Raw genomic sequence first — 25,126 nt, 5'->3', positions numbered from 1 at the left:
TTGCTTTCCCTCCTTGCCGCCTCGATCGTCGCCTCCAGTCAGACCTTCACCTGCACACCAACCCATGTCTGGGATGGCGATGGCCCGGTCTGGTGTGCGGAAGGCCCCCGCATTCGCATTGCTGGCATCGCTGCCCGGGAAATTGATGGCAGCTGCCGCACCAATCAGCCCTGCCCCGATGCCACGGCGATTGAGGCGCGCGATGCGCTCGTCCAGCTGATGGGCGGCGCGCGCGGGACGATCCCGACCGGTCACATTGTGGTTCGAGGGCCGCGGCTGTCGTGCCGCTCGGAAGGTTCCGCAGGCGGAAGCCGCACGGCTGCCTGGTGCCGCCTGCCCTCCGGCGCAGATCTCTCCTGCGCAATGATCCGTACGCGAACGGTGCTGCGATGGGACCGTTACTGGAAAGGGCCAGCGTGCCGGTAAGCCCCGACCTACACCTTCGTGGCGAGCTGGTCGAAGGGCCGCTTGGACTCGTGCTCCAGGCAGGCGGCGGCCACTGGGAACTGGATGCGCCGAGGTCGGCTCGACGCCTTGTCGGCCGCGAGGTCGAGGTCACTGGCCACCGTGCAGGCTTCAACGGCTTGATCTGCAAGCAAGTCTGGCCGGCAGGCACAGCCCAACCTCGCCGAATGCAGCGTCCAATCGAACGCCTGCTCGTTGGTGGCTTCGTGATTTACGGACTTCTGGCGACCTTGGCCGGCCTTGCGGGGCAGCTCTCTTGATGCTCAGCGATTGGGAACTCTGGGCCTGTGCCAACCATGTTCTGCAAACGCATGGCGACAAGGCACCGTTGCACGTCGCCGAGCAGATTGGCGCTCTCGCTCTCGCGAATGACCAGGCTGGAATTCGTGCGTGGCAGGCCATCGCTGAGCGGATTGTCCAGCTGACCGCCAACCGTGATGGCGCCCGGCTGCAGTAGCCGTCTTCGATGCTACCGTCTCGTTCATCCGATCGGTGATAGATCGCCTGGAAACAGACATGCCTGCGCGCTGGATGGGCCACTGGCATCGCCTTCGATCTTGAAACCACGCATGCGCTCCACCAGATGGCGGGCAAGATCGACACGGGCACCGCGCTGCACACGCGGATCATCGGCATTGAGGCGAACGAGGGTGTGCTCTGGCGCAACGGCCAGGGCGACTTCGAGATGGGTCAGAAGGAGGTCGTCAGAGATTCGGCGCATGCCCCATGAGAACAAATAAAGAACTTTTAGTCAACCGACGGCGATCGGAGAGGTGTGGAAGGCGGAACACTATAGGCCGATCTCGAACGGTCTGGTGATCGTCCGATCAAGCTCTGGCGGATTGCGTTCAGGCGCAGGTGCCAAGCGATCCTTGGCCTGCCCTTTGGCGGCTGCATCGCGCAGCAGATCGACCGTCTCCAGAGCCGAACGCTTCATGCCGGCGTTGCGCTCGACCGCCGCTTCGAGCTTGCCGGTATTATCGACAAACAGGGTGAGGCCATCGCGCAGACGCGTGATCGTCACCAGGAACGTCTGCTGGTTGGCCAGATTGCGTTCACGGCTGTCCATGACCGCGATGCCGCGATCGGAGGTGAGCCCCTGAGCCATATGGGCATTGAGCGCATAGGCGAGATCGAGACGGCGGAGCATTGGATCATCACGCTCCAGTCTGTGCTCTGCGCCGAGAGATGTCTTCACAACGACCCCGGCGCTGTCGACTGCTACAATCCGAGCCTGGTCGGCATTAAGCAGGCCCCGCTTGTGATCGGTCTCGGTCCATCGAATCCGGTCATGAGTGTGGATGTCGATTTCGCGCACCTCGAAGAGCCGCAGTGCATCCTGCTCACCTTGGGGCCGGAACTTGCCCGGACGAAGCTCGAACTGGCGCCCCCGCTCGTTTTCGAGTGTGACCCGCTCGCGCGCGATGTCGGCCGAGACCACGCGATACTCGCCGGGAGAAAGGCCCTGCCCTCGTTGGCGGCGCGCGACCTCGACCACCATGCCGGGCGCATAGGTGCTGGCATAACGCAGCTCTTCGCGGGTGACGTTGACGCGCGAGAGGGTACTGAGGCGCATCGCCCCAGGTCCCAATTCCCCGTTCGCCTTCAGGCCCGTCTGTACGGCTTCGTTCACAGCGCTGCGCAGGGCCCGGCCTGAAGCGTAAATTGCGGTTGCCTCGCGCTCCCCTGATGGGAGCGACAACCATGCCGCAGCAGCCTCGACGGCAGCTCCGTTTCCCACTTCGATCACCTGGGGGGCCAGATGACGCATGGCGTCCTCGATCCGTCCCTCTTGGGCAGCCTGCTGGGCATCACGCAGCACTTCGGTCCGCGCCCTGAGGTTAGTGTCCATCACTGCCGTCTCGATTCCGGCCTGCTGCATCACGTCGAAGGGCTTGCCGGCATCGACAGCGCCCAGCTGTTTGCGGTCGCCAATGCTGGCAAAGCGCCCGAGTTCGAGAAGGTTGGCCAGCCGCACCAGCTTTTCCTTGTCGGCATTGCCGACCATGGAGGCTTCGTCGAGCAGCACGACCGTACCGCGCATCGCGGCTCTCGCCTCGGCAAGGCGAGCCGCATCAGCCCCTTCGAGCAGGTCGCGGTGCTGGCCCAAAAACCGCGAGACGGTCATCGACGGGATGCCCGTCTCGCGCTCGAGCATCTGGACCAGCGTGTTCTGAACCGCGAGGCCCAGCACTGCCCTGCCTTCTTCCCGCAGGATATCGGCGACGGGCTTCAGGACCGTGCTCTTGCCCGCACCGGCAACGCCCTGGATCGCGACGATGCGGTTATGCGATCCAAGCAGCAAGCGCCCTGCCCCTTCCTGCCCAGGGTTGAGGGTCAGGCCGTATTTGATCTGGGAGAGGGCCTGCAGCCGTGTCCCCGCGAGTTCCGGTGCAATGATCGCCGGGGCCACACCGCGCCCACTTTCGACCGCCGCAATGATACGTTGCTCAAGGCTGATTGCATCACGCGTTGTCAGGAGGTCCCGGTCGCCTCCCCTGCCCCGTTCCAGATGCCCCTGACGCACGAGCTGGTCGACCCGGTGCTCGATCTCGGCGAGCGAGGTCGGCAGCGCAAAGCCAAGCGCCGCGCGATAGATCGCCGAGCGGGTAAAGGCTGCTTCCCGCTCGCCCAGATGACGGACAGCCGAGGCAACCGCATGGATCGCGGCGACCTGCTCCACGCTGCGGTTACCCATACGTGCGGGTATCAGCGGATCGCCTTCACGCAGGCCCAGCCGCTCGGCAAAGGCGGCTGCAATGGCTTGCCCTTGGCGGACAAGCGCTCGCACGGAGGGGCCAAAGCCCGTCACGTTTCCGAGGTCCTGCGCGCTGCGAGCATTGGCTCTGGCAATGACCGTGGCGGGATCAAAGCCCAGCTTCGCGGACGTTTCCTGCCACTGCTGCGTCAGCGCATCGCGATCCTCGATCCGCCCCTTGTCGGCACGCGTCATGAGGTTCGCTGCGTTGCGCGCGGCGAGCCCCTTTCCCTCCATGGTTGCCAGACGGTCCAGGATTTCTGCACGCCGGGAACTGAAGGCATCGCGCACGGTCTTGGGTACCCCCACGGCCTCGAAATTGCCGTGCTTGCCGAACTCCCCAACCTCGTAGCCGAGCTTCTCCACGTCCAGACGAAACCGGGCCATGGTCATCGCATTAAGCAAGGTGTTGTGCTGCCAGAGCTTGTCGTTGCGCAGCGCCCGCCATTTGCCGTCTGGCCCTTGGGTCACATTGGCAATGACGGCATGGAAATGCGCATTGGGCTCCTGGTTGCGGTTGGTGTCGTGCTGGAAGAGCGCGATCGCAAGGTTGCCGGTCTGCACGACGCGCTCCCTGCCCCGGACCTCCATCCGGGTCTCGGCGAGGTTCTTCTCGGCCCAGCGCAGAGTTTCCCGGACGGCCGCAGCGTAGGCATCGAGGATCCGTTTGTCGCCGCCCACCAGCGCGAGGACCGACCAACTTTTCGGCATTGAAAAGGTGAGATCGGACCCTGCCCGATGCGCCCGATTGTCACTGCCAACCCGGCTGCCATCGGGCAGCATGCCTTTGAGGATTGCCTCGAACTGCCGCGCGTCTACCGTCCCGTTTAGGCCCATGGCGGCAGCGCCCTTCCCGAGCCATTCGCCGGAGCGATCGGCATCGGCCCGCGTGTAATAGTTGTCGGCAGCAAAGTAGTTGGCCGCGCCGCCTGCGGTGCGGACATTGGCTACCGACAGCATCGACCGTCTCCCGTTGCTGTGGCAATCGGTGACATGCTCACATCTCCATGTCGCCGAGGTCAGGCCCCGTGATCGGCGGCGGCTCTTGCTCGCGCAGACCATCCTCGAGCATCAGCTTACGCGCTGCGGCATCGCTGGAGCCGGTGCTTTTAGAATTGTCTGGCTTACCCTCTTGCGGCGGCTTCGCTTCCGGCGTTCCGGCCCGGGCAGTGCCCTTGGGCGTGGCTGATTGATCCTGCGTTGCGGCGGTCTCGCCGGTCGGGAGGAGCGGGCGGGCGGAGGGGCCAGCCTTTCTCGGCCTAGCTTCAGTTCGGGTGTTCGAACTCTCCCGCTTGGCGTTGCCCACCTTATCTTTTCCGGATTGGGCTGCCCGTTCCTGTTGCTTCGGCGTCTTCCCCGGTGTGCTTTCAACGGCCCGATGCGAATCCTTTACGTGCGCGTCAGGCTTCTGTTTCGGCTCGGATTGCAGCCTCTGGTCGAGGGCCAGTTCTCCCTGCTTGGGCACGACCGGCTTGCCCGCCCCATCGTCGTTGGACGAGGGATGCTCATTGCCCGTTGATGCTGTCGACTGCCGCGCCTGCTGTGCCGGCAGCTGAGGCTCGGGAACCGGTGCCTTTGGGGCATCCTTCACCCGGGCGATGAACGTCTCTGCTCTCTTGGGCCGGTTGACCGGGGTGAGCCTGACGGGCGCGGCGGGGAAGCCATCGGGAAACTTGATGTACCCGGACAGCCGCGGCAGGTTCATCAACTGGTCGGGCAGCAGCAGCGGCTCGATGTGCTTGCGCGGGGTGAGGCTCACCGCATCACGGGCATTGTTGTATCCGTATGTATAGCCCTCCTCCATGTCGCGCACCTGGCGATGGCCAATGAAGTCGGAGCACCAGGTGGCCGTTTCCCGGTCGGCGGTGCCGAGGATCAGTTTCGTCCGGGCCAGCGATGACAGGGTCATCGCCATGTTCTCGCCGTAGACTTCCTTGAGTTTGGCGTAGGCGTGGATGCCGAGGACAATGGCGCCGCCGAAATTGCGCGCTGTCTGCAGTCCTTTCTCGAGGGCTGGCAGGCGGTGCAATGCCCCCAGTTCGTCGACGAAGAACCAGCACTTGAGATCGCGCGTGCGTGGGCCAGTCATGAGCGTATTCATCGCTGTATCGAGCCAGAGCGTGAGCAGCTGCGCGCAAACGCTCATGTCGACGTAGCGGGCGGATATGAACAGGATTGAGCCCTGCTCCTGGACTCCATCTGCGCCCTCCTCGATCCACTTTCGGACCGAGAAGCGAGGCCCGGTAGTCGGCAACAACTTGAGCGCCTTGGCATTGACGTTGAACACGGCCCGGATCGATTCCGCCATGCGGGCGGCTTCCGGTGCGGTCAGTGGATCGGCGATCGTGCCGCGCATCATGGCATGAACGCGCGACAGGTCCGCAGTCATGAGCTCGCGGGCAAGAGCTTCGTTGCTCGCCCTGCCATCGGCCACGAGTTTGAGGCAGAATTCGACGAACAGGGCGCGGGCAGCGATCACCCAGAATTGGGCTTCACCGCCCCCGTCATGGGGCACAAGGGCATCAGCGGCTGCCCAGAATTCGCCTTCGGTACGGCATTCGTCGAAGAGACTCCACTGAGGGCAGCGCGCATCGAGCGGGTTCAGGATGATGTCGCAGTGGGCCGTATGGAAATGTTCGATAAAGGCACCGGTCAGATCGAAGACGATGCAGCGCTGGCCCTTGGCTCTGGCCTCGGCGATCATGTCCGAGATCGCGACGGTCTTCCCCATGCCGGTGGTACCAATGAGCATCGCGTGGCTCTGCTCGAGGCGCCATGGATAGGTGACCGTGGCGATATGCGATGGCCGGTAGGGAAAGACCCGGGTGATCTCTCGCGGCAGGCTGAGCCGCCACTTCCAGCCCATAGCCTGATCGAGCTCACGGGTGCGCTCGCGCCGGTTGTGGGTCGTCAGTTCATCGACGAGCTCGGGAAGCGTGACAAGCATCGCGCCGCGCTCGTGCTTGCGCTCCTTGGAGCGGCCACCGAACCGCTCGGCGAACCAGTAGAATACGGCAAAGGCTGGTACGAGCAGGAAGCCGGAACGCCACAAGGCACTGCTCAGAAGCGCCGTGAGCTTCTCCCACGCATGGACGACCGGCGGATAATGGTCGAGCTGCGAAATCGGAAACTGAATGGTCGCGCCAAAGGCTGTCTCCAGCGTGATCCGCTTGGCGGGATCGAACTCCATGAAGCTGTAGATGGCGGCATAAATCCGCATCCAGACCAGGTAGACTTCGTGATCGGTGAGACCTGCCGAAATGGTCCACCACGAGGTCCATGAGATCACGAGCGCGGCGACAATCAGGGGGCCTTTCAGGCCGGCAGCGAACATGAAGCTGAAATGGCCGAGCAGCTGGCTGCCGCGCGTGAAATTGACGAGGTTACGCTTCATCGGAACCTCCCTCGCCGGCGGACGTGGAGAGACCGAGCTCCTTGCACTTGCGCGCATAGGCCTGATGAGCCCGACCGCGCAGAGCGTGATCGGGGTGCCCTGCCAGCAGCGCATCAACGCCGACCATGAGGAATACCGAGCGGCGCGAGATGCGCTCGATGGAAGTGTCGAGGCGCGAGGCAAGATCGTCCTCGGTGCAGGCATTGGCGAGCAAGGCGCGAACCCATTCGCTCATGCTGATCCCCTTGGCCTTGGCGGCCTTGCGGATCAGCGAGCTAAGCTCGCTGGAGATGTAAACCTGGAGACAGATTGGCCGTGTCATGCACGGACTCCTCATGGTCAGGAGCCCGGTTCACACTGCGAAAGGCAGGAGCGACACTAAGTCAGATTCAAGAACATGTCAAGAACATCGCAACCTGGTGGAATTCCGCCATTCTCAATCTGGCTTTGGTCAAATCCACGGGATCACTTCCGCCCAAGTCATTTTTGACGGAGAAGCTGCCATTGCAGCAAAATCCGCATATGCCACTGTATTATCGCGCTTTGTTCGCCCTACTTTCCTGCGACCTGTCGCGTACGGTGTGCTCCCCAGTCCCCAGCTGCAAGGTCAGGAACCAGCTATTGAGCCTGTAACGGACGATGCGTTTTGCGATGCCGATTTCTCGAGATGTCTCGTGGGGCTGCCGTCGCCCGGATCCCGATAGTCACAGAACGGATCAGGGCCTATGACGGTGGGCTGAAAGCAGGCAACGAGGAGCCTGAAGCATGACCCAGGTCACACTGAGCGCGACACCCAAGGGCAACGGCTTCCAGGCGACGATCACCTATTCAAACGGGGTGTCAATCAGTTCGGCCGAGGCTTTCCCCACACAGGCAGAGGCGATCGAGGCGGCGGCTTTGAAGGTCCTGGAAATGCCAGAGCGACTTGCTGACCTGGACAAGCCCGATGCCCAGGATTGATGTCGGCCATCGACAATTGCGCCTGGTCTGACGCGGTCTGCAAAGGGCTGCGAGCAAAAAGAAAGGAGGAAGCCCAGACGGACTTCCTCCCAAACCGGTGGGTCAGAATTCATCGCTGAGCCGGCCCGGCACCGTCTCAATGACACGGTCCAGCAAGGCCTTGGGCAGCGCACCGTAATCCCCTTCATCGACTGCGATGTAGCCTGCCTCTTCATCGCTCAGAATGTACTGCGTGAAGTAGCTGTGAAAGGACCGGGCATGGGCCTGATCCAGTGCGGCAACGAAAGCGGCCTGATCTGCCTTGAGACCGGCATCGGCAATGTTCAGCGAAGCGTACATGATCTTTCCTCCTGATGTTCGATGCGTCGCATCAGGGATTGCGAAAGATGTGGGCGACGGGCTGGGTCAGGGACCGCGTCAGCGGCCGCGAAGCGGCGATGGGGGTAACGATTTTTGCCGGGCTTGCCCGGTAAAAATGGTGGGGCCCCGTCGTCCTTGACGCAGCCCCAAAGCCCGCATCAGACTTGGTCTGTCTGCGAGAGAGACCTCTCCAACGTCAGCGGGAAAGCGCACCAATCGCCCCACAAACCATTTTCCTACACGCGTCCGGAATGCCAATATCGTCAGCGGAGGGGACCAACGGCCAGCAAGAAGGAAAACCTATGGCCAGGTCCAAACCCACTGCGCGCGATGCGCTGAAGAAGCTGCGTGAACAGCGTGCCCAACTCGAAAGCGAGGAAGCTCGTCTTCGCCAAGAGGCAGCGACCGAACTCGGCAAGGTGTTGATCGAGTGCGGCGCCGAGACGATCGAACCGGCACAACTGCGTCAGATCGTGCGCGCATCGATGGCGCTTGGCATCGAGGAAACGCTGAAGCGGATCGCGCCTGCGTAGCCCCACCCAGCGGCGGCAAGGGGTTCGATGCCCCGCGCCGCCGCACAGCCCCCGAGCAAAAGAAAAGGCCCCGATGGCGTCTGCCAACGGGGCCTTTTCGTGGGGTAAGGACATTCAGTCCTCGTCGATATCGGGTGCTCCCTCGTTGCTGCCCGAACGGCCCTTGGTGAGGAAGTCGACCTTGTCGGCGATGATCTCGCAGCCGTAGCGCTTGGTGCCGCTCTGATCCTCCCACTGGGTGTAGTGGATCCGCCCTTCGACCGTCACGAGCTGGCCCTTGGTGCAGTACTTGGCGACGTTCTGGCCCAGGCCGTTGAAGCAGGTGATCCGGTGGAATTCGCTGTCCTTGGCGGTGTAGCCGTTCTCGTCCTTGTAGGTCTTGCCATCCTTGCGGGCGGGCCGGTCGGTCACGACCGAGATCGAGGTGATGCTGGTTCCACCCTGGGTGGTGCGGGTTTCGGGGTCGCGAGCGATGCGGCCAACGAGGATAACGAGATTAGTCATGGGCTTTCTCCTGATCGAGCATTCCGGGTCCATCCCGGCTGCAAACCCGAGCAGAAGCGCCCCGCGGCGAAGCGCACCGAAGGGGAACCCGGAACTGGGCCGGGTGGTGCGGGCAGCCGGGCACAGCCCGGCAACTCGGCCGGACCTGATCCGGGTTGCGCGTCTCGACGGGGGTGATTCAGGGACAGGTTTGTATCGAAGCCGGGTGGAGCTGGATGCCGTGGACAGGTTTGCCCTGCCTCGTTTCTCTCCGGTCTTGGCCGGATCATTCCCCCGCTAGCCCTCCACCGGAGAACCCCTTCCTAGATTACGGTACGGACCTCTCCTCCAGCAGGTGGCCTAGTCCTGGACGCAACTGCTTCGCCGGGGACAGGCATATCGATCGTCACCCCTTCAGCGCCGTCCAGAGGATTGCCTCGCAACATCCATGCCTGCGGCGTGATCAAGCGCGCCCAGTCAGCAAAGGAGGGGATCGAGCCCAAGTCTTCGCGCACGTGCTGCTCGCCGACCAGACGCACCGGAACGACCCGGCCATCGGCATTGACGAGGGTCTCGCCGAAGATCGCCTCCAGCATGAATATCCCCTCGGCATGGTGCCGCAGCGCGCGGTGCCGAGGGTCTGCCAGGATTGCCTTGGACTGGTCGAACCACTGGTGCAGCGGGAGATAGTCATCGACCGCGCCGCCCCATTTCCGGACCGACGAAAGGGCGTGGTAGTAGCAGTGGGCCATGCCGGGTCTCCTAGAGCTCGGTCGAATGATCATCGGTTGCGGTGAAGCGCAGGCTGCAGTCGAGCACGAAGGTCCCTTCAGGCACATCGATCACGAGTTCGCCGCAGGCACCGTCGTTGATCTCCCAGCCAGGATGGTGACGTTCGAGTGCTAGATAGGTCAGCTGCTCGAGAGCTTGCCCAAGCGACGGCGGCTGCTCGGAACCGGCACCATCCGCCGTATGTGTTTCGCCTTCCTGCAGGGTAGCATCAGGGCACGTCATCGCCGCACCGGCTGCATCCAGGCAGACACATTCCTCGACCGCACCGCTGTCGCCGCAACCGTCAAAGCGGATTTCGACGCGGGCGATGCCGGCTTCCTTCAAGCGCGGGAGAATGACGGTCTTGAGCTGCTGAATCTCTTCGACCACCTGGGTCTGCCGCTCAGCCTGGCGAACGGCAAAGTCGGCCATCACGGCCTCGATATCGATCATGGAATGCCTCCTGTAGAAAGGAGCCAACGACCATCGCTGGCTCCAACCGACCGGCGCACGCCTTTCCTCTAATGGACGACGCCAGCGCCGATCCGGCGCTGGCGCGAAGACCGATAGGGCCTTAGTCGGTCCTGGCCGAAGTGTTCTTCGGATTGGTGCCGAGGGGCCCGCGGCGATCGACCACGGTGATCCGCCGAGACTTGGCGTCGATCACCAGGCGTTCGAGTACGCCATTACCCGGGAACGCGATGACGTAGCGCGGATCGAGGGAGAGCATCCGCTCGTTGCGCTTGAAGCCAGCACGGGCGCCCAGCCGCATATCGAGCGAGAACGTCACCTGCGGAATGCCTCGACGTTCAGCCCAGCTCGATGCCAGACGGTCGACGCCCTTGGTGTCGCCGCCGTGGATGAGGACCATGTCCGGCACGCGGTCGCGGACCTTGTCGAGCGTAGCCCAGACATTGTTGCCGAAGGTCAGCGCATCGTCTTCGGTAGCATGACGGGTGCGCCCTCCGGCGAATACTACGGGGGTTCCTTCGGGCATCGCCGCACGGCGCTTGGCCTCGGCACGGGCGCGCAGGAAGTCGCGACCTTCGACGAGTGCCGACGTCAGCATGGCACTGTGATTGAAGCGCGAACTGGAGACTGGCTTCCAGGAGGAACCGAACTCGTTGAGGTAGAGCGCCGCTGCGACTTCGCGCATTTCTTCGAGCGCCAGCATCGCGCCCTCGGCGCACTGCGCCCGCTCGACCTGGGTCTCGAGTTCATGGGTGTGGACCTCGGATCCATCAGCCGTAGCAATCAGCGCGCGGACCTCGTCGGTCGCCCGGTCAAGGGCTGTCGACTTGCGCTCGGCGGATCGGTGAAAGATGTTGACGAAAGCCCAGCCGAGATCCTCGGCGTCGGCTTCAAGAGCGGTCCCGGACACCATGGCGAAGAGATCGGACCAGACCGCTTCGAGGGTTTGGACGACCGCCTCCCGGACTGGGAAGTCGCTTGTCGATACGGGAGCAGGTCCAATCGAGAAGCCGGCGAGATCGAGCCCGGCGAGTTGGTCGGCGAATGATGTGTGCATGGGATGTCCTCCTGACTGACGTGAGGCCGACGCACCCGTTCATGGCTGCGCCAGCGAGAGCCCGTCAGGGCCAGCATTCAGGCAGGGTTGCGCACCCTTCAGGGGACACCTGGCTTGGCGGGCTGGCGCGGGCAGGCCTTGAGCCCGAAGGGCGAAGGCCAACACGGGCCCGACCAAGCCGGGTTGCGCAAGACTGGCGGCTGGCCCAGGGCCTCTCTCGCATGGCGTCAGTCCATGGGCGGTCGGAACATAGCATAGGCAGGGCACGCCCTATGCTTCATCCATACACCGCCCCGGCTCGGCTCAAGCCGCACGCTTGGCGTAGACACCCTCTCCGTTCGACATATGCCCGAGACAGTCATAGTCGCCGAACACGGCATCGAAGCGGGATGCGATCTGGGACAGCCAGCGCTGTGCCCGCGGTGAGCGAGCCGTGCGCCAATCGGCGTCCCAATAGGCGCCGTCATCGCGTTCGACGATCCAGACGGCCACCAGCCCACCGTAGACCGATACGCCGAAATCCGCATAGGCATTGCGCATGAGGATCCAATCCTCCCGGCCGCGCCAGCCGTCATGTGGGATCAGCGAAGGGAAGGCTCGGCCGGCCCGCTCGCGCAAGTCTTCGCGCAGCCACTCATATTCAAATTCCCAGTCGTCCTCGGCTTCGACCTCGAGCACCGTGAATGCGACGACTGCGCCGCTGGGATAGCTGACCGATCGGCCCATGATATCCTCCCTCAGGCAGCGAGCGCAGCGTCGTCAGACGCGTCGTCAGACGCGTCGTCAAACTGTTCGGGTGTGACCCTTCCGCCAAGCTTCAGCAGCAGGGTCGAAGCCTCCTCGGCCTTGGCCGCAGCGGTCAGAATGGCGCGGTCGTCATCCTTCAGCAGCTTGAGCCAATGCTCGATATAGCTCGCATGGCTGTCGAGATGCGTGACCGGCAGCCCCAGCTCAGCGCCCAGCATCGCGCTGGAAAGTTCCGCGACCAGTTCCTCGGCGGCATAGGCTGACGTACCGAAGCGGTTCTTGAGGGCGCGTCCCAGGCGGCTGGCATGGCCGGTCCAGTGCGACAGCTCGTGGGCGAGCGTCGCATAGTAGTGGTCGAAGCCTGAAAACAGGCTCGTCGGCGGCATCGTGACACGATCAGCAGTGGGTTCGTAATAGGCTTCAGAACCCTGGTGACGGAGATTGACGGGGATGGCGGCGAAGAAGGCGTCGAGTTCGGCCTCGCGCCCTTCAGGCTCGACCAGTTCCAGCGTCACCGCCGGATGAAAGCGCTCGGGCAGACCTTCGACCTGATCGGCATTGAAGACTGGATAGGCCTTGAGCACCCGGCGGGCCTCGTCGGTCTTTTCGCCGGTATCGGGGGCTTCAACCTCCTTGGTGTAGCTCTTGTAGAAGATCGCAATCGTCGACTTCTCGCCCTTGCGGACCTGGGCGCCGAGCGATTTGGCCTGGTTGTAGGTCATCCAGAACGGCGAGGCGTAGCCGCACATGTCAGCGACCATCCACAGCCAGAACACATTCATGCCGCGGTAGGGAATCCCGCAAGCCCGGAGGGGCCGGGAAACGGGCACGCCGCGCCACGGCTTGATCCACGGCTTCGTGCCAGCTTCCAGGCGCGCGATGATTTCCTGGGTAATGCGGGTAGCGGGCGACAAGCCGCTGCCCTGTCCCTTGCGATAGGCCATGATGGTTCTCCTGATTGAGGCATTTGGACAGTCGGCGACGGGTTCGCCGGTCAGTGCCACAGGTTCCCGAGCCCCCTCTGCTCTCTCGCCAAAAAGGAAGCGGCCCTCCGGCGTGAGCCGAAGGACCGCTTCACAAGTTGCGAGTGGCCTTACCTGTCAGGAGGAGGTCAGGCGGCCAACTCGCGGGGAGACTGATGTTCGGTATCGACGCCTGGCTCAGCGTCAGTGGCGTCAATCTCCGGCTCGCCAGCCTCTGGCGCAGCGGAAGCGAAGCGCATGACCTCAGGCACCCAGGCCAGAGCCTTCTCGCGTACTTCGACTTCGGTGATGTAGGTGCCGGCGAAGACACGCTCGGCGCTCATCGCGAGATCACCCTTCTTGACCGAGGCAAAGCGCAAGGAAAGCTCAAGACCGCCGACATCGGTCAGCGCGTCGAGGATCACCTGCTTCGACACCCGGTCGAAGTAATTGGCCGCAGTCGGTCGCCACCACTGCGCCATGTTGATGCCGATCAGGCTGCCAAGGTGATCCTGGAACGGCATCTGACGCTCGCCCGTCATGTTGAGGCTCGCCTCGAGCGACCGGGCTACGACATAGCCAAGCCATGCGGCGCGGCTGTCATCGGACAGCGCGCGAAACAGGTCGAAGCGGGAAGTCGCATCGGTGCCAGCTCGCCAGCTTTCGTCGAGATTGGACCTGAGCTCAGCGAGCGCGCTGCTGGCCGGAGCATCCTTGGCTTCGAAGCCAATGATCGGCCCTGCCGGAAGAGGCGCACGCAGTGTGGTTGCGGCCCGCGCCCGCCAGTCGTGCGTATCGGCATCAGCCAGCGTGAAGACCATGACGTCGAGCGCAAGCCCGGGATCAGAGGCAACATGCAGGGCCAGGACATCACGGCGCTGCATGGCCAGCTCGTCGACCAGGCGCTTGGACAAGGTGGTCCGGCGCTTGTCCGAGCCATCGTCAGCCGGAACGACTTCGATCCCGCTGTCGGCTTCGGCAGGTTCAGCCTGTCGCTCGCCGTAGAACACGGGCTGGAGAACCGGCGTGCCATCGCGCGAGAGGACCAGGATCATGCCCGCTTCGGCCTTGAGTTCGGCCGCGATGACTGGCGGGCGTGCGCGGATTTCCTGGCATTCGCGTTCGATGGCCTCGATAGCCGCTTCGGCCGCCGCCACGGCTTCCTCGGCGCTGTCCTCATCTTCCAGGATCGCTGCATGCTCATCATAGGAGGCATCGAGTTCGTCGAGCTTCGCCAGTTCCGCTTCGGTGAGCGGCGCCGGTTCGGCAGGAAGCCGGACCAGCCCTTCGACCAGATCGTGGCTGGCATAGGGATCGAGCGTGGGCTTGACCCAGGCGAGACCCTGCTCGGCTGCGAGCGCCTTTGCCTGCTCTTCCATTTTCGCTGCGGCGAGGCTCTCGAGCAAAGCGACATCGACCCAGGATTCGCTGTCGTCATCATCGAACAGTTCGCGTTCGATCCGGCCGCCGGCGGCGATGTAGGCATCGCGACCAACGAGCCGGGCGCGCGGATCGCTGCCCCGGACGGTCCCGGAGAGGACCATGCGTCGGATGCTGTCGGGATTGGGCGCATAGTAGGCCGAGGAAACCTGTTCGAAGACGCGAGCCTGGATCTCCTGGTCCGAGGTCGCACCGAAGGCCTTGGCGATGTCGAGAGTGATTTGACCGGATGCAAGGGCCTCGAACACAACCGGCGCAAGCGTCGCGAGACGCAGACGGCCCTCGACGAAGCGGACCGTCAGGCCGAAGCGGCGCGCAACATCCTCGACAGTTGCACCGCCTGAGACGAGAGCAGCAAAGGCTTTTGCTTCATCGGCAGGGTTCATGGCAAGGCGGTGGAAGTTCTCCGCGAGACTGGTCTCGACTGCCGCCTCAGCACTGTCCTCGAGGACGAGGCACGTGACTTCGTGATCACGAGCGAGGATCTTTTCGTCTGCGAGTGCAAGCATTGCGCGGCGGCGGCGCTCGCCGGCTTCGACCTCGAACTTGCCCTTCGCGGCAGGCCGGACAATGAGATTCTGCAGCAGCCCATGGGCAGCGATGCTGGCCTTGAGCTCGGCATCGGCGGCTGGATCGCCGTGACGGCGGACATTGCGGGGAGACTGGACGAGCTTGTTCAGCGGGATCGACTTGATCATGGGGCACACTCCTGATTGTGAGCCCAGCGCATCGACCATCGACGCCCAAATGGCTCAATCAGGACAAAGCCCACTCCCCTCTCATGCGTTCTCTGTGGATCTCTCGGTAGGCATGGACAATGACGAATGGCGATGCTTAGGACGAAGCAGCCGCTCCCAGAACACCCACAGGACGGCAGGGATAACCAGCAGCGGTCATTCGCCATCTGCCAGGGCGCAGCCCCTGCTGGATGACTAAATTGTGCGCAAAACTCACGACCAGTCCCGAGAGCTGCGCGAGTGTACCGGCACCGCCGCACATACGCCTCGGCAAAGGTCTTCGCAGAAATATCATCCCGTTCTCATGATTGAGAACCTGTTTCGTGGCGCGGACTTGGGTGCTAGTCTCGCTACTGGAGGGGCCTTGCGTGTATATTGCTGAGATCAGGATCGAGAACTTCCGGCTGTTCGGATCGGCCGCGCGCGCCTTCCATCTTCCGCTCAATCCCGGGCTGACGGCACTGGTCGGCGAGAATGACGCGGGCAAGACCGCGATAATCGACGCGCTCCGCCTAGTGCTCGGTACGCGCGACCAGGATATGCTGCGCGTCGATCCGGTAGATTTTCACCAGAGCGCGCCCGATGCGGAGCGCGCCGACCAGATCGCCATCCGCCTGACCTTCCGCGGCCTAACCGTTGCCGATCGTGGCGCCTTTGCCGAGTTCCTCACCTATGAGAGCGTCGGCGAACAGCTCGAGACCGCGCTGATCGTCACTTGGATCGCCAAACGCAACGTGAAGGAAGGCAGCTCGCGGCGGGTGCTTCCGCCCGAATGGCGCACCGGTGCCAAAGGCGATGGTCCCTTGATGGACCTGGGGGCGCGCTCGCTTTTAACCGCGACCTATCTGCGCCCGTTGCGCGATGCGGAGCGCGCGATGCGCGCCGGACGCGGATCGCGACTGTCGCAGATCCTCCAGCACACTGCCGAGATTCGAAACACCGGCGTCGGCTTCGATCGCAACGCCAACCCGCCGGTCGAGCCCAAAGACCTCAGTGTTCTCGGGCTCGGCGACTATGCCAGCTACCTATTCGGTGAAAGCGAGGGCATCAAGCAGGCGCGCACGCGGCTCAACGAGGAATATCTCGCGCCCCTGTCGTTTGCGGATGATCTGCTTATTGCCCGCATCGGCGTTGCTGGAGCACAGGAGGACAATCTCAGGCTGCGCCAGCTTCTCGAAAAGCTGGAACTGGCCTTGACTGCGTCGGCCGATGCGGACAGCACACACAACCGCGGGCTCGGGTCGAACAATTTGCTGTACATGGCCTGCGAGCTGTTGCTCCTCGCAGCTGAAAACGACGGCTTCCCGCTTCTGCTGATCGAGGAGCCTGAGGCGCATCTCCATCCGCAGCGTCAGCTACGTCTCATGTCGTTCCTGCAGGCCCAGGCAAGCAAGCCCCGCGCCGATGGCCAGAAGATCCAGATCATTGTCACGACGCACAGCCCGAACCTCGCTTCTGACCTGCAGCTGGACAATCTGGCGCTGATCGAGGGCGGGCGGGCATTTCCGTTGTGCCGCGGCAAGACTCAGCTCAGCGCCTCCGACTATCGATTTCTCGAGCGCTTCCTCGACGTGACCAAGGCGAACCTGTTCTTCGCGCGCGCGGTGATGATCGTCGAAGGCGATGCCGAGACGATCCTGATGCCAGTCGTCGCCAAGCTGCTCAAGCGCGATTTCCACGAATATGGCGTGTCGCTGGTCAATGTCGGTGGCGTCGGGCTTGGCCGTTATGCGCGTATCTTCATGCGCGAGAACCCGGAAAGCGATGGCGAAATCGGTATTCCCGTCGCTTGCGTGACCGACATGGACGTGATGCCCGACATGGCGCCGTGGATCGTCGGCAAGCTCGAACCAGGCCAGCCGGTACCAGCACGACCGCCCTCGCGGCGGCAATGGCGGATCAAGGCGGACCTTCCCGGTGAGAAACTTGCCCAGCGCCGTGCCGAACGCCGCGCGAAGGCGTCGGGCCAGCGGGTCGAGACCTTCGTCTCCGACGAATGGACGCTTGAATACGACCTCGCGTTTCACGGGCTCGGCAGGCAGGTCTATCGCGGCGCTTCGCTGGCGCTGGCAGACGACGCACTCAACGGCGGCAGCGCAGTACAGGCAGAGGTGGTCGCAGCGGCCGATGCGGCCTATCAGGCTTTGGCCGAAGCGGGTCATGATCGGGAGACGCTCAGCTCTCACATCTATGCGCTGTTCGAGGCCGAGGGCGCATCGAAGGCGATCGCCGCCCAATATCTCGCCGAACTGCTCGAGAAGGAGGTGAAAGCCGGAACGCTCACTGCTCTAGCGTTGCGGCAGCTACTGCCGCCCTATGTCGTAGCGGCAATTGCGCACGTCACCGCGCCCTTCCCAGCGCCTGAACCGAACGGCGCCGGGGCGCCGGGGCCGGCGGCAGCGGCCTGAAGCCAATGTTCGACGATCTTATCCGGGAGCAGGACGTCGCTTGGGCGGCAGCGCTCATGGGACTGGGACCGGACGGCTTCGCGCCGGTCGGTAATGACGACAGCCGACTCCGGGCGATGCTCAATCTCAACACGGTCGATTTCGAGGCCTGCCCCGGGAGCGGCAAGACCACGCTGCTCGTCGCCAAGCTCGCCGTGTTGGCAACGCGCTGGTCTCAGCGGCAGCAAGGCATCTGCGTGCTCTCGCACACCAATGCAGCGCGCAACGAGATCGGTGCCAAGCTCGGCAATTCCGCTGCGGGAATGTCGCTGACTCGCTACCCGCATTTCGTCGGCACGATCCACGCGTTCGTGAACGAGTATCTGGCGCTACCCTGGCTGCGCTCCAAGGGTCTCGAGGTCCGGTGTATCGATACGCAAATCGCGCTCGCCAAGCGCTGGGGGCTTCTGCCCCGAAATACACGCTGGGCAATCCAAAAGGCACGGCTCAGCGAAGGATGCCTGATCTACACCTGCCCCGACTATACGGGCGGCAGCACCGGCAAGTTCGGGCCGCAGACGCCGACCTACCAGGCGCTCCTCGAAGCGCGCCGCACGGGCAGCGAACAGGGTTATTTCTGCTTCGACGAGATGTTCGTCTGGGCGAACGAATTGCTCGACAAGCGGCCCGAGGCCGCAGCGGACCTCCGGCAACGCTTCCCCTTGGTTTTCATCGACGAAGCGCAGGACAATAGCGAGGAGCAGTCCGCGCTCCTGCACCGGATCTTTTGCGCGGGTGACGCGCCGTCGCGCCGGCAGCGCTTCGGTGACTCGAACCAAGCGATCTATGCACGCGCCGGCGCCGAGGGCGCTGCGACCGATCCCTTTCCCGGCGCCGAGGTCCAGGCGATACCACGCAGCTACCGTTTCGCGCAGCCGCTCGCCGATGAAGTGAAGGCGCTCGGAGTCGCGCCCCAGGACCTGGTCGGTGCGGGGCCGCCACCCGAGCACGGCGTCGCGCACCAGTCGCCCACGCTGTTCCTGTTCGACGACGCCAGCGTGCAGTCGGTGCTGCCCCGCTATGGCGCGCATCTGCTCGCGACCTTCGACGCCCATGTGCTCGAACGCGGCGTATTCACCGCGGTGGCGGGAGTGCACGATCTCGACGAAGCTGGTCGGGTGCCGCACGCGATGGGCCATTACGCCCCGACCTATGATCCGGCCTGCGCGCGCAAGGAAGCGGCGCCAGCCAGCTTCAGGCAATATCTGGCACGCGCGCGGTTCGAGATGGCAGGCAGCGGCAACAGCGACAAGTTGGTTAATGCGGCGGCATCGGCGCTGCTCGCAGCGAGCGAACTGGCCGGCGGGACGCACGGGCGCATGGCGCGCAAGTCGCCGCATCGCCGCGTAGTCGATCTCCTCACCGGCACCGAGGCTTACCCCGCATATCTCGCCCTGGTTGAGCGCATACTCGCGAGCCGCGGCGAGATCGCGGAAGCCGATTGGCAGGCGGCAGTACGTTTGCACTCGGAGACGATCGTCTTTCAGCTGAGCGGCGCCGAGGCGCTCGGCAATGCGGCAGCATTCCTCGCATGGCCGGAAGGCAAACCCGCGCTCCACGCCGGGGCTGCGGCTATCGCGCGAACCGACAATCTGTTCGCCTATCCCGAGGGCGCTCCGCAGGTCCACGTCCGGCTGGGATCCATCCATTCGGTGAAGGGCGAGTCCCACACTGCGACACTGGTGCTTGACAGCTTCTACTTCGCGCATCACCTGAGCGAGCTCAAACCCTGGCTCCTCGGTGCTAAGGCGGGCGGGTCGCGCCTGAATGGCCGAGGCAACGTGGTCACCGAAGGTTCGCGAATGCTCGGTAGGCTGCGACTGCACTATGTCGCGATGACGCGCCCCACCCATCTCCTGTGCCTAGCGATGCGCAAGGATGTCTTTGCCGCGGGAGAACTCGACATTCTCACCGGGCGCGGCTGGATGGTCATCGATTGCTGCGCGCCTACGCAGACCTGAGCATCCGGATGACAGCTTTCAGGGTTGTCGACTGTTAGGTCGAATGACCGACAGTGATCGTCGCCCCCAACGCGGACCCGGTGGACCATCAGAACAAGATCTTCCCCGGCCGCTGATCGGGATTCCCCGGCATAAGGCTCCCTTAGCAGAACCCGCGACTGATCTATGAGACCGAACTTGGGAGCCGCCCCGGCTCCCCAAGACACTTGACTTCGGGCCATCCGCGCCCGCAAGACTGCCTCATTAAAGTAAGCCTTCCGACGGATTCAAAATGACGCTCGATATTCGTGGAAGTCTGAAAAACACCAAGATAAGTTCGGACAGATACGTTGTCCTCGAAGAACTCATCTCGAACTCGATCGACGCCTTCCTGATCCGGCAGCACACCGATCCAGGGGCGCGGAGTCTTGCGGTCTCGATCGAGGCCGACATCACTTCGTCTGGTCTGCTTGCCGATGGCACAGACATATCGATCACCTGCAAAGACAATGGCTGCGGCTTCGGTAACGACCAGGCCGACGCCTTCGTGACCAAGGACACTTCGTACAAGGATGACCTCGCCATCGCCGGGATCGGCAAGTGCAAGGGTTCGGGCCGCATTCAGTACTTTCACCACTTCGAGCGCGTGGGGGTGCAGAGCACGTTTCGCAACGAGACGGGGGTCGCCACCCGCACACTCGTGCCCGACGCTGCACGCAAGAAGATCGACGTCGCCGACTTCATCAGCACCAACGGCGACGAACGACAGATAGGCACCGCGATCAGGCTCGAGGGACTCAGGGACGCGACGCGGGCAAAGCTCTTCAGGACCGAAGCCTTGTCCGACGTCTTCTCGGCGGCGAACATGCGCCGCAACATGCTGATCGCGTTCCTGCAGCGCCTTGTGAGCCTCAAGTCGCAGTTGGGTGACTTCGTCATCGCGTTTGAGACCCGACATTCCAATGGTGGCGTCGAACGGAGCAGCCTGACAGCGGCGGATCTGCCGGAAGTGACAGTGGTCAGGTCGACCGAGGTCGCCGAACGCGATCCCAAGTCCGGCGACCTGTTGGGGACGACGCAGACCTTCACCCTCTCGCACTACCGGCTTGACGCCCAGACCTACGACCTTCCTCGCAACGCGATCTCGTTCTGCGCCAGATCCTCGCCGGTGCTCGACATAACCAAGAGATACCTGAAGACGGTTGCCGAGCAGAACCGCCCGGTCGAAGGCTTCCACCACATCGTGCTGATCGAGGCCGACCTCCTCGACCGGCGCGTCAACGAGCAGCGCGACGGATTCCACGAGATTCCTGACGAACTGCCGGTCTGCGACCTCTTCACCGACGCGACCGTCGCATTCGCCGACATCTACGAACAAATAGATCCTATCATTGCGGAGATGGTCACCCCCTCCGGCTGGAGCAAGGACGACGTCATCAGGGACGTAGCTGACAAGTTCGGCGTGATCCAGGCGATGCTTACCGACACCGACACGCGGGTCATCTACGGCGACACTGCAAAGTCCGTCGCCGAGCGCGTGCTGAAGAAGTACCAGGAACGCATCGTCGCCGACACCGCCGAGATCTTCGACCTGCGCGCGGAGATCGAGGCAGCTGAGCCGCACACCGCCGACTTCCGCCACAAGATTAACGAGCTGTCGTGGAAGTATACTTCGTACCTCAAGACGTTCGACATGGCGAACCTCTCCCAGCTCGTCGTCCGTCGGGCAGCGATCGTCGAAGTCCTAAAGCTCGCCTGCGGACGGGGCCTCGCCGTGCAGGCCGTCGAAGATGGCCAGCGTCGCAAGGACGAGCAGATCATCCACAGCATCTTCTTCCCGATGCGAAAGGACAGCCGTGAGACGACCGACCACGACATCTGGCTCCTGAGCGAAGAGTATCAATATTACGAATACATCGCGTCCGATAAACCGCTCTCCCAGATCGAATGGGACGACGGAGAGAAGCTGTTCGATCCGACCATCGACACCGAGCTAGCGGAAACCCTGCGCCGCCGGACCAAGGATCATTCCGCCAAGCGGCCCGACATCGCGATCTTCGGAGAGGAGGGCTCGGCTATCATCATAGAATTCAAGGCGCCGGGCGTTCCATTAGACGAGCACATCGGCGACCTGTCGCGCTACGCGCACCTACTTGCAGCGAAGTCGAACGGACGGCTCAAGAAGTTCTACGGCTATCTGGTCGGAGATACGCTCGATCCGCTGGGAATGATCGGCTGGAAGAAGTTCGCGTCCGGTCGCAGCTTCTTCCACACTAGCGCTCTAGAAGATCCGGACACCGGACGCATGCTGGGCGAGCTGTACGCCGAAACCCTCCTTTACGAGGACATCGTGGATCGGGCGAGCAAGCGTATCGGGGTGTACCGGGAAAAGCTACAGATCGACTTCTCAAAGAAGTAGCATGTCGTCCACTTCCAACAAGCGATGTGATCTATGAAGCCCAGGCAAGCCGAAAATACCGGTGTGCCGCGACTACCGTCCGACGGGGAGCTCGACGCCGTGGTCGCAAATCTCCAGCGCTCGGTCCAAGAGTGGGCCTCCCGGCACGAACTCTGGTTTGACTGCGGCTTCCAGTCCTACGCGGAACGGATCGACGGAGAACCCGGAAACACGCCCGTCGTCACGATCCTCCACTTCGACGGCGACCTAGGCCGAGCGCTCGACGGCGAATTCGATGGCCTCGACGTCGAATTCCACGAGCTGCTCGAGCGCCATGGCTTCTGGTATGAGCGAAACGACGCTGTCAGCGCACACATATATCCCGCGGACGAAAGCCCGCTGCTCCAGCCGTTCCTCGACCAGGCGAACTGGCAGTGGGTCTGCAGCCTCGTCCAGCAGGACGTGGCAGACGTTTACGAGGAGCTGTACTCTCATTTCGCGAAGCGTCCGGCTGATCTCGAGCGCCTGACATGGAGAGAGTATGAGATACTTCTCTTCAGGATCTTCCAGAGCCAGGGGTTCGCCTGTGAACTCGGCCCAGGCACTAACGACGGTGGCGTCGACATTCGGATCCTGCAGCGTGATCCGCTTGGCGACATATTAACCCTCGTCCAGGCCAAGCACTACGCGCCAAAGAATAAGATCGACCTCTCCGCCGTAGCGGCACTTCACGGTGTCGCTGATGTAGAGGCCGCGCAGAGAAGCATCTTCGTCACGACCTCCGACTATCTGCCGTCAGCGCGAAAATTCGCCAGCAGAACCAAGATCCCGATGACGCTCGCGACGTCCGAGCATGTGCGGGACTGGTGCCGGAACGCGAGCGACGGGATCATCCGCGACAAATCTAAGCTGATCTCGCCCGAAACGGTCTCACGTTTGATCCAGGACCTAGCAGCGAACGATCCCCGCATCGTTCAAGCGAATACAGGCTACTCGGCAATCATGAACCAATTCGCGATCGTGCTGAAGCAGACTAAGCACGCGGCGCTTCTGATGGCCATACCCGCTCGAACGATATCGGACGATGGCTATGGCCAGAGGGGTCTGGAAGTTCCCGACATTGGTCCCGCCTGCCTTGATCGACTTACGGCGGAAACGGTCTTTCGTGCAAAGCGATCCGTTCGCAACGGCGAAGTCAGCTACTGGACGGGTAGCACCCTGTTCTCGCCTTGGAACGGGGTGCCAGCCTACTTCGACCTCTGCGATTGAGGCGGCCAAGACCGTTCGATTCCCGCACGCCGCTTGTGTGACAAAATGACCGGAGGGTGTAAGCGACCCGAATGACGGATTTCAGCAAAAGCTGACGCTCATATTCACGATGTTGAATGTCTTGACCTGGTCGGTCCCTTCAATTCCAACCATTCCAGCGGCCTGGCCGGTAGCGTCAGTGGACGCGCTTGACAGCGAGCACTATCCTAAGCCGCCATGTTTCACCTCCTCTGCACCAAGAAACTGCTAGATCGGATCAAACCCGAGATCGCTGAGCCCGGACAAAGCGACACCGCGCTGGGCAATTGGTATGCCACGGTGCTGTTCTGGAAGCCGCAAGTCGCTTTGCTGGTTTCTGAGCGCACGCTGCTTCCCGTGCTTATGCCGCTAGCCCCAGCGGCCACGCTTGCTCGACGGTTCCCGGCACATTTGGCGCTGGTTCTGAAGGAGCACGGCGTCCCAAGCGAATTCGTCGCTCAGGAAATCTGGCGGATGGACAAGGTCCAGTACGCAAAGACTGCGAACCGGAGCGTCGTGGGCATCATCAATGAGTTCGTCAAGCAGACCGAATTCTGGCTGGCCGCTTATGCCTATGAAAAGGGTGATGATGACGACCTCCTAGCGATTTCCGCCAAGCTAGCGGAGACACCGTGTGGACCGCTGTACAAGGGTCCGGTTTCGCCGGACAAAGCCCTTCATGAACTCGTGAAGGCTGGTGCGCAGACATGAGTCTGCTGGCCGGCAACTGTGCTCGGAGATCCTACAGCACTCCGCTGGAAGCCCAACTCATGCGGTCAGACAGGATCGATGGGCAAATCGACGATGCGGAAAACAGCTCCCGAACCGGCATCGCGGACAAGGTCAACCCGCTCGCCATCCCAGTGATAGTCGAGGTGGCGCCCCTGCAAAGGATTTGACGCGCAGTCCGGGTAGAAGAGTGCGACGCACTCCCCGCCAGGATGTCGGATGCTCGGGTAGACAATGCCGTCGGATTCCGCACCCCTGAGATTCGCAGCCAGAGCTTGGGATGCTGCGTAACTTTCAGGATCCAGGGCCGGCGCGAGTTCTACATCTCTGAGATCATGGAGGTCAGCATCGACTGACATAACGATCTCCCGGAACTGCGAGGTCCAGCCAGGCGCTTCCTTTGTCCGTGCCATGAAGCGGGCATGGTGGTGGATCGTCTCGAACAACGCGGTTTCAAACCGGTCCCCGACATAGAGAACACCATAGCTGCCATCGGTAAATCGGCTCGGCCGGTCAGTGCTGACATGAGTGAATGGCGCCATGAGGTAGGATGCCCCATTGCCGCCGACGCGTCGGTCGACTGGAACGAGGTCGAGATTGCCAATCGTCGCCATGATGCGGGGATTGGTCTTCTGCTCTGCCGAGATCAGCAGCGGCCAGTCGGCTGGATCAGCGATGTCCTCGAACAGGTCGATCGGCGGAAAGGCGCTGCGGATGATCCTGACAGCGCCCCTCCACTCAACTCGAGAAACCGGGACATCCGCGGTTTTGCTCACCAGCCACCACGCTCGGCGTCGAGGTAGCGACGCACCCGCATGATGTCGGTGAGTTCGCCTCCGAGCATCACATCGAGCGCACTGGCTCCACCGAACGCGTCATTGGCTGCCCTGATCCAGGCATATCCCCGCGTCGCCTCCGAGTAGATGGTCCGGAGCGCCTTGTGGATGCCCATCAGGTTAGAAAGACGAGCGCGTCCGTCGCGCGAAACGCGCCCGGCACCTTCAGCCTTCCAGCGGCGATAGGAGCGCAATGGCATGTCGAGCAGCGTTGCCGCCTGGTCGTCGGTCAGCTCCCATTTGCCGAACAGATTGAGGACTGCCCGGAACATGGCAGCTGCCTCGTCCTGGGTAATCGGATCGGGACGGAAAGCGGCAACGGCAGTATCAACGGGTTGCAGAGCCAGCATG

At 62.9% G+C, this 25,126-nt stretch carries 24 protein-coding genes; 11 read left to right on the top strand and 13 right to left on the bottom strand.

Annotated features, from left to right (window positions below; genetic code table 11):
- From AC2S9W_RS10380 to AC2S9W_RS10365, 4 genes are all read left to right on the top strand, one after another.
- Positions 1–426, top strand: a complete 426-nt coding sequence (locus AC2S9W_RS10380; protein WP_486570735.1) for a thermonuclease family protein — start codon at positions 1–3, stop codon at positions 424–426.
- A complete protein-coding gene (locus tag AC2S9W_RS10375; protein WP_486570734.1) occupies positions 390–725 on the top strand; it encodes a DUF5818 domain-containing protein in 336 nt (111 codons plus the stop codon). Before AC2S9W_RS10380 ends, AC2S9W_RS10375 begins: the two co-directional genes overlap by 37 nt.
- Entirely contained in the window at positions 725–922 is a 198-nt protein-coding gene (locus AC2S9W_RS10370; protein ID WP_486570733.1) for a DUF6961 family protein, read from the top strand. Before AC2S9W_RS10375 ends, AC2S9W_RS10370 begins: the two co-directional genes overlap by 1 nt.
- A 126-nt stretch (positions 923–1,048) precedes the next feature.
- Complete coding sequence (locus AC2S9W_RS10365) at positions 1,049–1,195, top strand: hypothetical protein (protein ID WP_486570732.1); 147 nt, start codon at positions 1,049–1,051, stop codon at positions 1,193–1,195.
- 60 nt (positions 1,196–1,255) lie between these two features.
- On the opposite strand, the gene mobF is transcribed toward AC2S9W_RS10365, so the two are convergent.
- From mobF to AC2S9W_RS10350, 3 genes are read right to left on the bottom strand one after another with little or no spacing between them, the layout of a single operon-like run.
- On the bottom strand, positions 1,256–4,183 hold the full coding sequence (mobF, locus tag AC2S9W_RS10360) for a MobF family relaxase (RefSeq protein ID WP_486570731.1): 2,928 nt from the start codon (positions 4,181–4,183) through the stop codon (positions 1,256–1,258).
- Between the two features lie 37 nt (positions 4,184–4,220).
- The gene (locus tag AC2S9W_RS10355; protein WP_486570730.1) at positions 4,221–6,617 is read right to left on the bottom strand and encodes a type IV secretion system DNA-binding domain-containing protein; all 2,397 of its coding nucleotides are present in this window, start codon (positions 6,615–6,617) and stop codon (positions 4,221–4,223) included.
- On the bottom strand, positions 6,607–6,939 hold the full coding sequence (locus AC2S9W_RS10350; protein ID WP_486570729.1) for a hypothetical protein: 333 nt from the start codon (positions 6,937–6,939) through the stop codon (positions 6,607–6,609). Before AC2S9W_RS10350 ends, AC2S9W_RS10355 begins: the two co-directional genes overlap by 11 nt.
- Positions 6,940–7,382: 443 nt before the next feature.
- On the opposite strand from AC2S9W_RS10350, the gene AC2S9W_RS10345 reads away from it, so the two are divergent.
- Positions 7,383–7,577 carry a hypothetical protein gene (locus AC2S9W_RS10345; protein WP_020820072.1) on the top strand — a complete coding sequence of 65 codons (195 nt, stop codon included), beginning with the start codon at positions 7,383–7,385 and terminating at the stop codon, positions 7,575–7,577.
- A gap of 102 nt (positions 7,578–7,679) precedes the next feature.
- Here AC2S9W_RS10345 and AC2S9W_RS10340 read toward each other — a convergent pair whose 3' ends face one another.
- Positions 7,680–7,916, bottom strand: coding sequence for a hypothetical protein (locus tag AC2S9W_RS10340; protein WP_476231422.1), 237 nt, complete (start codon positions 7,914–7,916; stop codon positions 7,680–7,682).
- A 323-nt stretch (positions 7,917–8,239) separates the two neighbouring features.
- Here AC2S9W_RS10340 and AC2S9W_RS10335 point away from each other — a divergent pair, with 323 nt between their 5' ends.
- The gene (locus tag AC2S9W_RS10335; protein ID WP_231750040.1) at positions 8,240–8,470 is read left to right on the top strand and encodes a DUF6437 family protein; all 231 of its coding nucleotides are present in this window, start codon (positions 8,240–8,242) and stop codon (positions 8,468–8,470) included.
- Between the two features lie 114 nt (positions 8,471–8,584).
- On the opposite strand, the gene AC2S9W_RS10330 is transcribed toward AC2S9W_RS10335, so the two are convergent.
- The 7 genes from AC2S9W_RS10330 to AC2S9W_RS10300 all read right to left on the bottom strand — a co-directional run bounded on the left by AC2S9W_RS10330 (position 8,585) and on the right by AC2S9W_RS10300 (position 15,099).
- Positions 8,585–8,974: a single-stranded DNA-binding protein gene (locus AC2S9W_RS10330; protein ID WP_007688363.1), complete on the bottom strand. Its 390-nt coding sequence runs from the start codon at positions 8,972–8,974 to the stop codon at positions 8,585–8,587.
- Positions 8,975–9,276: 302 nt separating this feature from the next.
- The gene (locus AC2S9W_RS10325) at positions 9,277–9,705 is read right to left on the bottom strand and encodes a DUF6915 family protein (protein ID WP_486570728.1); all 429 of its coding nucleotides are present in this window, start codon (positions 9,703–9,705) and stop codon (positions 9,277–9,279) included.
- Positions 9,706–9,715: 10 nt separating this feature from the next.
- Positions 9,716–10,177, bottom strand: a complete 462-nt coding sequence (locus tag AC2S9W_RS10320) for a DUF6878 family protein (protein WP_486570727.1) — start codon at positions 10,175–10,177, stop codon at positions 9,716–9,718.
- A gap of 121 nt (positions 10,178–10,298) precedes the next feature.
- Complete coding sequence (locus AC2S9W_RS10315; protein ID WP_486570726.1) at positions 10,299–11,252, bottom strand: DUF2493 domain-containing protein; 954 nt, start codon at positions 11,250–11,252, stop codon at positions 10,299–10,301.
- Positions 11,253–11,555: 303 nt separating this feature from the next.
- The gene (locus tag AC2S9W_RS10310; protein WP_486570725.1) at positions 11,556–11,978 is read right to left on the bottom strand and encodes a hypothetical protein; all 423 of its coding nucleotides are present in this window, start codon (positions 11,976–11,978) and stop codon (positions 11,556–11,558) included.
- A gap of 11 nt (positions 11,979–11,989) precedes the next feature.
- Positions 11,990–12,943 carry an ArdC family protein gene (locus AC2S9W_RS10305; protein WP_486570724.1) on the bottom strand — a complete coding sequence of 318 codons (954 nt, stop codon included), beginning with the start codon at positions 12,941–12,943 and terminating at the stop codon, positions 11,990–11,992.
- Positions 12,944–13,110: 167 nt separating this feature from the next.
- Positions 13,111–15,099 (bottom strand): ParB/RepB/Spo0J family partition protein, encoded by a 1,989-nt coding sequence (locus AC2S9W_RS10300; protein ID WP_486570723.1) that lies wholly within the window; start codon positions 15,097–15,099, stop codon positions 13,111–13,113.
- A gap of 362 nt (positions 15,100–15,461) precedes the next feature.
- On the opposite strand from AC2S9W_RS10300, the gene AC2S9W_RS10295 reads away from it, so the two are divergent.
- From AC2S9W_RS10295 to AC2S9W_RS10275, 5 genes are all read left to right on the top strand, one after another.
- On the top strand, positions 15,462–17,546 hold the full coding sequence (locus AC2S9W_RS10295) for an ATP-dependent nuclease (RefSeq protein ID WP_486570722.1): 2,085 nt from the start codon (positions 15,462–15,464) through the stop codon (positions 17,544–17,546).
- A 5-nt stretch (positions 17,547–17,551) separates the two neighbouring features.
- Positions 17,552–19,546, top strand: coding sequence for a UvrD-helicase domain-containing protein (locus tag AC2S9W_RS10290; protein ID WP_486570721.1), 1,995 nt, complete (start codon positions 17,552–17,554; stop codon positions 19,544–19,546).
- Between the two features lie 271 nt (positions 19,547–19,817).
- A complete protein-coding gene (locus tag AC2S9W_RS10285) occupies positions 19,818–21,944 on the top strand; it encodes a hypothetical protein (protein WP_486570720.1) in 2,127 nt (708 codons plus the stop codon).
- 99 nt (positions 21,945–22,043) lie between these two features.
- Positions 22,044–23,192, top strand: a complete 1,149-nt coding sequence (locus AC2S9W_RS10280) for a restriction endonuclease (RefSeq protein ID WP_486570719.1) — start codon at positions 22,044–22,046, stop codon at positions 23,190–23,192.
- 216 nt (positions 23,193–23,408) lie between these two features.
- The gene (locus AC2S9W_RS10275; protein WP_486570718.1) at positions 23,409–23,921 is read left to right on the top strand and encodes a DUF6933 domain-containing protein; all 513 of its coding nucleotides are present in this window, start codon (positions 23,409–23,411) and stop codon (positions 23,919–23,921) included.
- Positions 23,922–23,986: 65 nt separating this feature from the next.
- Here the strand turns inward: AC2S9W_RS10275 and AC2S9W_RS10270 are convergent, their stop codons facing one another.
- The gene (locus AC2S9W_RS10270; protein ID WP_120219138.1) at positions 23,987–24,715 is read right to left on the bottom strand and encodes an RES family NAD+ phosphorylase; all 729 of its coding nucleotides are present in this window, start codon (positions 24,713–24,715) and stop codon (positions 23,987–23,989) included.
- Positions 24,712–25,125, bottom strand: a complete 414-nt coding sequence (locus tag AC2S9W_RS10265) for an MbcA/ParS/Xre antitoxin family protein (protein ID WP_486570717.1) — start codon at positions 25,123–25,125, stop codon at positions 24,712–24,714. The genes AC2S9W_RS10270 and AC2S9W_RS10265 overlap by 4 nt, the downstream gene beginning before the upstream one ends.
- Position 25,126 lies beyond the last annotated feature (1 nt).

The sequence above is a fragment of the Sphingopyxis sp. 550B genome (assembly GCF_057401805.1).
This window is presented reverse-complemented; position numbering and strand designations above follow the sequence as displayed.

Coding starts and splice junctions, on each gene's coding strand:
- AC2S9W_RS10375 (WP_486570734.1), top strand. CDS start 390: ATGGGACCGTTACTGGAAAGGGCCAGCGTGCCGGTAAGCCCCGACCTA.
- AC2S9W_RS10370 (WP_486570733.1), top strand. CDS start 725: ATGCTCAGCGATTGGGAACTCTGGGCCTGTGCCAACCATGTTCTGCAA.
- AC2S9W_RS10365 (WP_486570732.1), top strand. CDS start 1,049: ATGGCGGGCAAGATCGACACGGGCACCGCGCTGCACACGCGGATCATC.
- mobF (WP_486570731.1), bottom strand. CDS start 4,183: ATGCTGTCGGTAGCCAATGTCCGCACCGCAGGCGGCGCGGCCAACTAC.
- AC2S9W_RS10355 (WP_486570730.1), bottom strand. CDS start 6,617: ATGAAGCGTAACCTCGTCAATTTCACGCGCGGCAGCCAGCTGCTCGGC.
- AC2S9W_RS10350 (WP_486570729.1), bottom strand. CDS start 6,939: ATGACACGGCCAATCTGTCTCCAGGTTTACATCTCCAGCGAGCTTAGC.
- AC2S9W_RS10345 (WP_020820072.1), top strand. CDS start 7,383: ATGACCCAGGTCACACTGAGCGCGACACCCAAGGGCAACGGCTTCCAG.
- AC2S9W_RS10340 (WP_476231422.1), bottom strand. CDS start 7,916: ATGTACGCTTCGCTGAACATTGCCGATGCCGGTCTCAAGGCAGATCAG.
- AC2S9W_RS10335 (WP_231750040.1), top strand. CDS start 8,240: ATGGCCAGGTCCAAACCCACTGCGCGCGATGCGCTGAAGAAGCTGCGT.
- AC2S9W_RS10330 (WP_007688363.1), bottom strand. CDS start 8,974: ATGACTAATCTCGTTATCCTCGTTGGCCGCATCGCTCGCGACCCCGAA.
- AC2S9W_RS10325 (WP_486570728.1), bottom strand. CDS start 9,705: ATGGCCCACTGCTACTACCACGCCCTTTCGTCGGTCCGGAAATGGGGC.
- AC2S9W_RS10320 (WP_486570727.1), bottom strand. CDS start 10,177: ATGATCGATATCGAGGCCGTGATGGCCGACTTTGCCGTTCGCCAGGCT.
- AC2S9W_RS10315 (WP_486570726.1), bottom strand. CDS start 11,252: ATGCACACATCATTCGCCGACCAACTCGCCGGGCTCGATCTCGCCGGC.
- AC2S9W_RS10310 (WP_486570725.1), bottom strand. CDS start 11,978: ATGGGCCGATCGGTCAGCTATCCCAGCGGCGCAGTCGTCGCATTCACG.
- AC2S9W_RS10305 (WP_486570724.1), bottom strand. CDS start 12,943: ATGGCCTATCGCAAGGGACAGGGCAGCGGCTTGTCGCCCGCTACCCGC.
- AC2S9W_RS10300 (WP_486570723.1), bottom strand. CDS start 15,099: ATGATCAAGTCGATCCCGCTGAACAAGCTCGTCCAGTCTCCCCGCAAT.
- AC2S9W_RS10290 (WP_486570721.1), top strand. CDS start 17,552: ATGTTCGACGATCTTATCCGGGAGCAGGACGTCGCTTGGGCGGCAGCG.
- AC2S9W_RS10285 (WP_486570720.1), top strand. CDS start 19,818: ATGACGCTCGATATTCGTGGAAGTCTGAAAAACACCAAGATAAGTTCG.
- AC2S9W_RS10275 (WP_486570718.1), top strand. CDS start 23,409: ATGTTTCACCTCCTCTGCACCAAGAAACTGCTAGATCGGATCAAACCC.
- AC2S9W_RS10265 (WP_486570717.1), bottom strand. CDS start 25,125: ATGCTGGCTCTGCAACCCGTTGATACTGCCGTTGCCGCTTTCCGTCCC.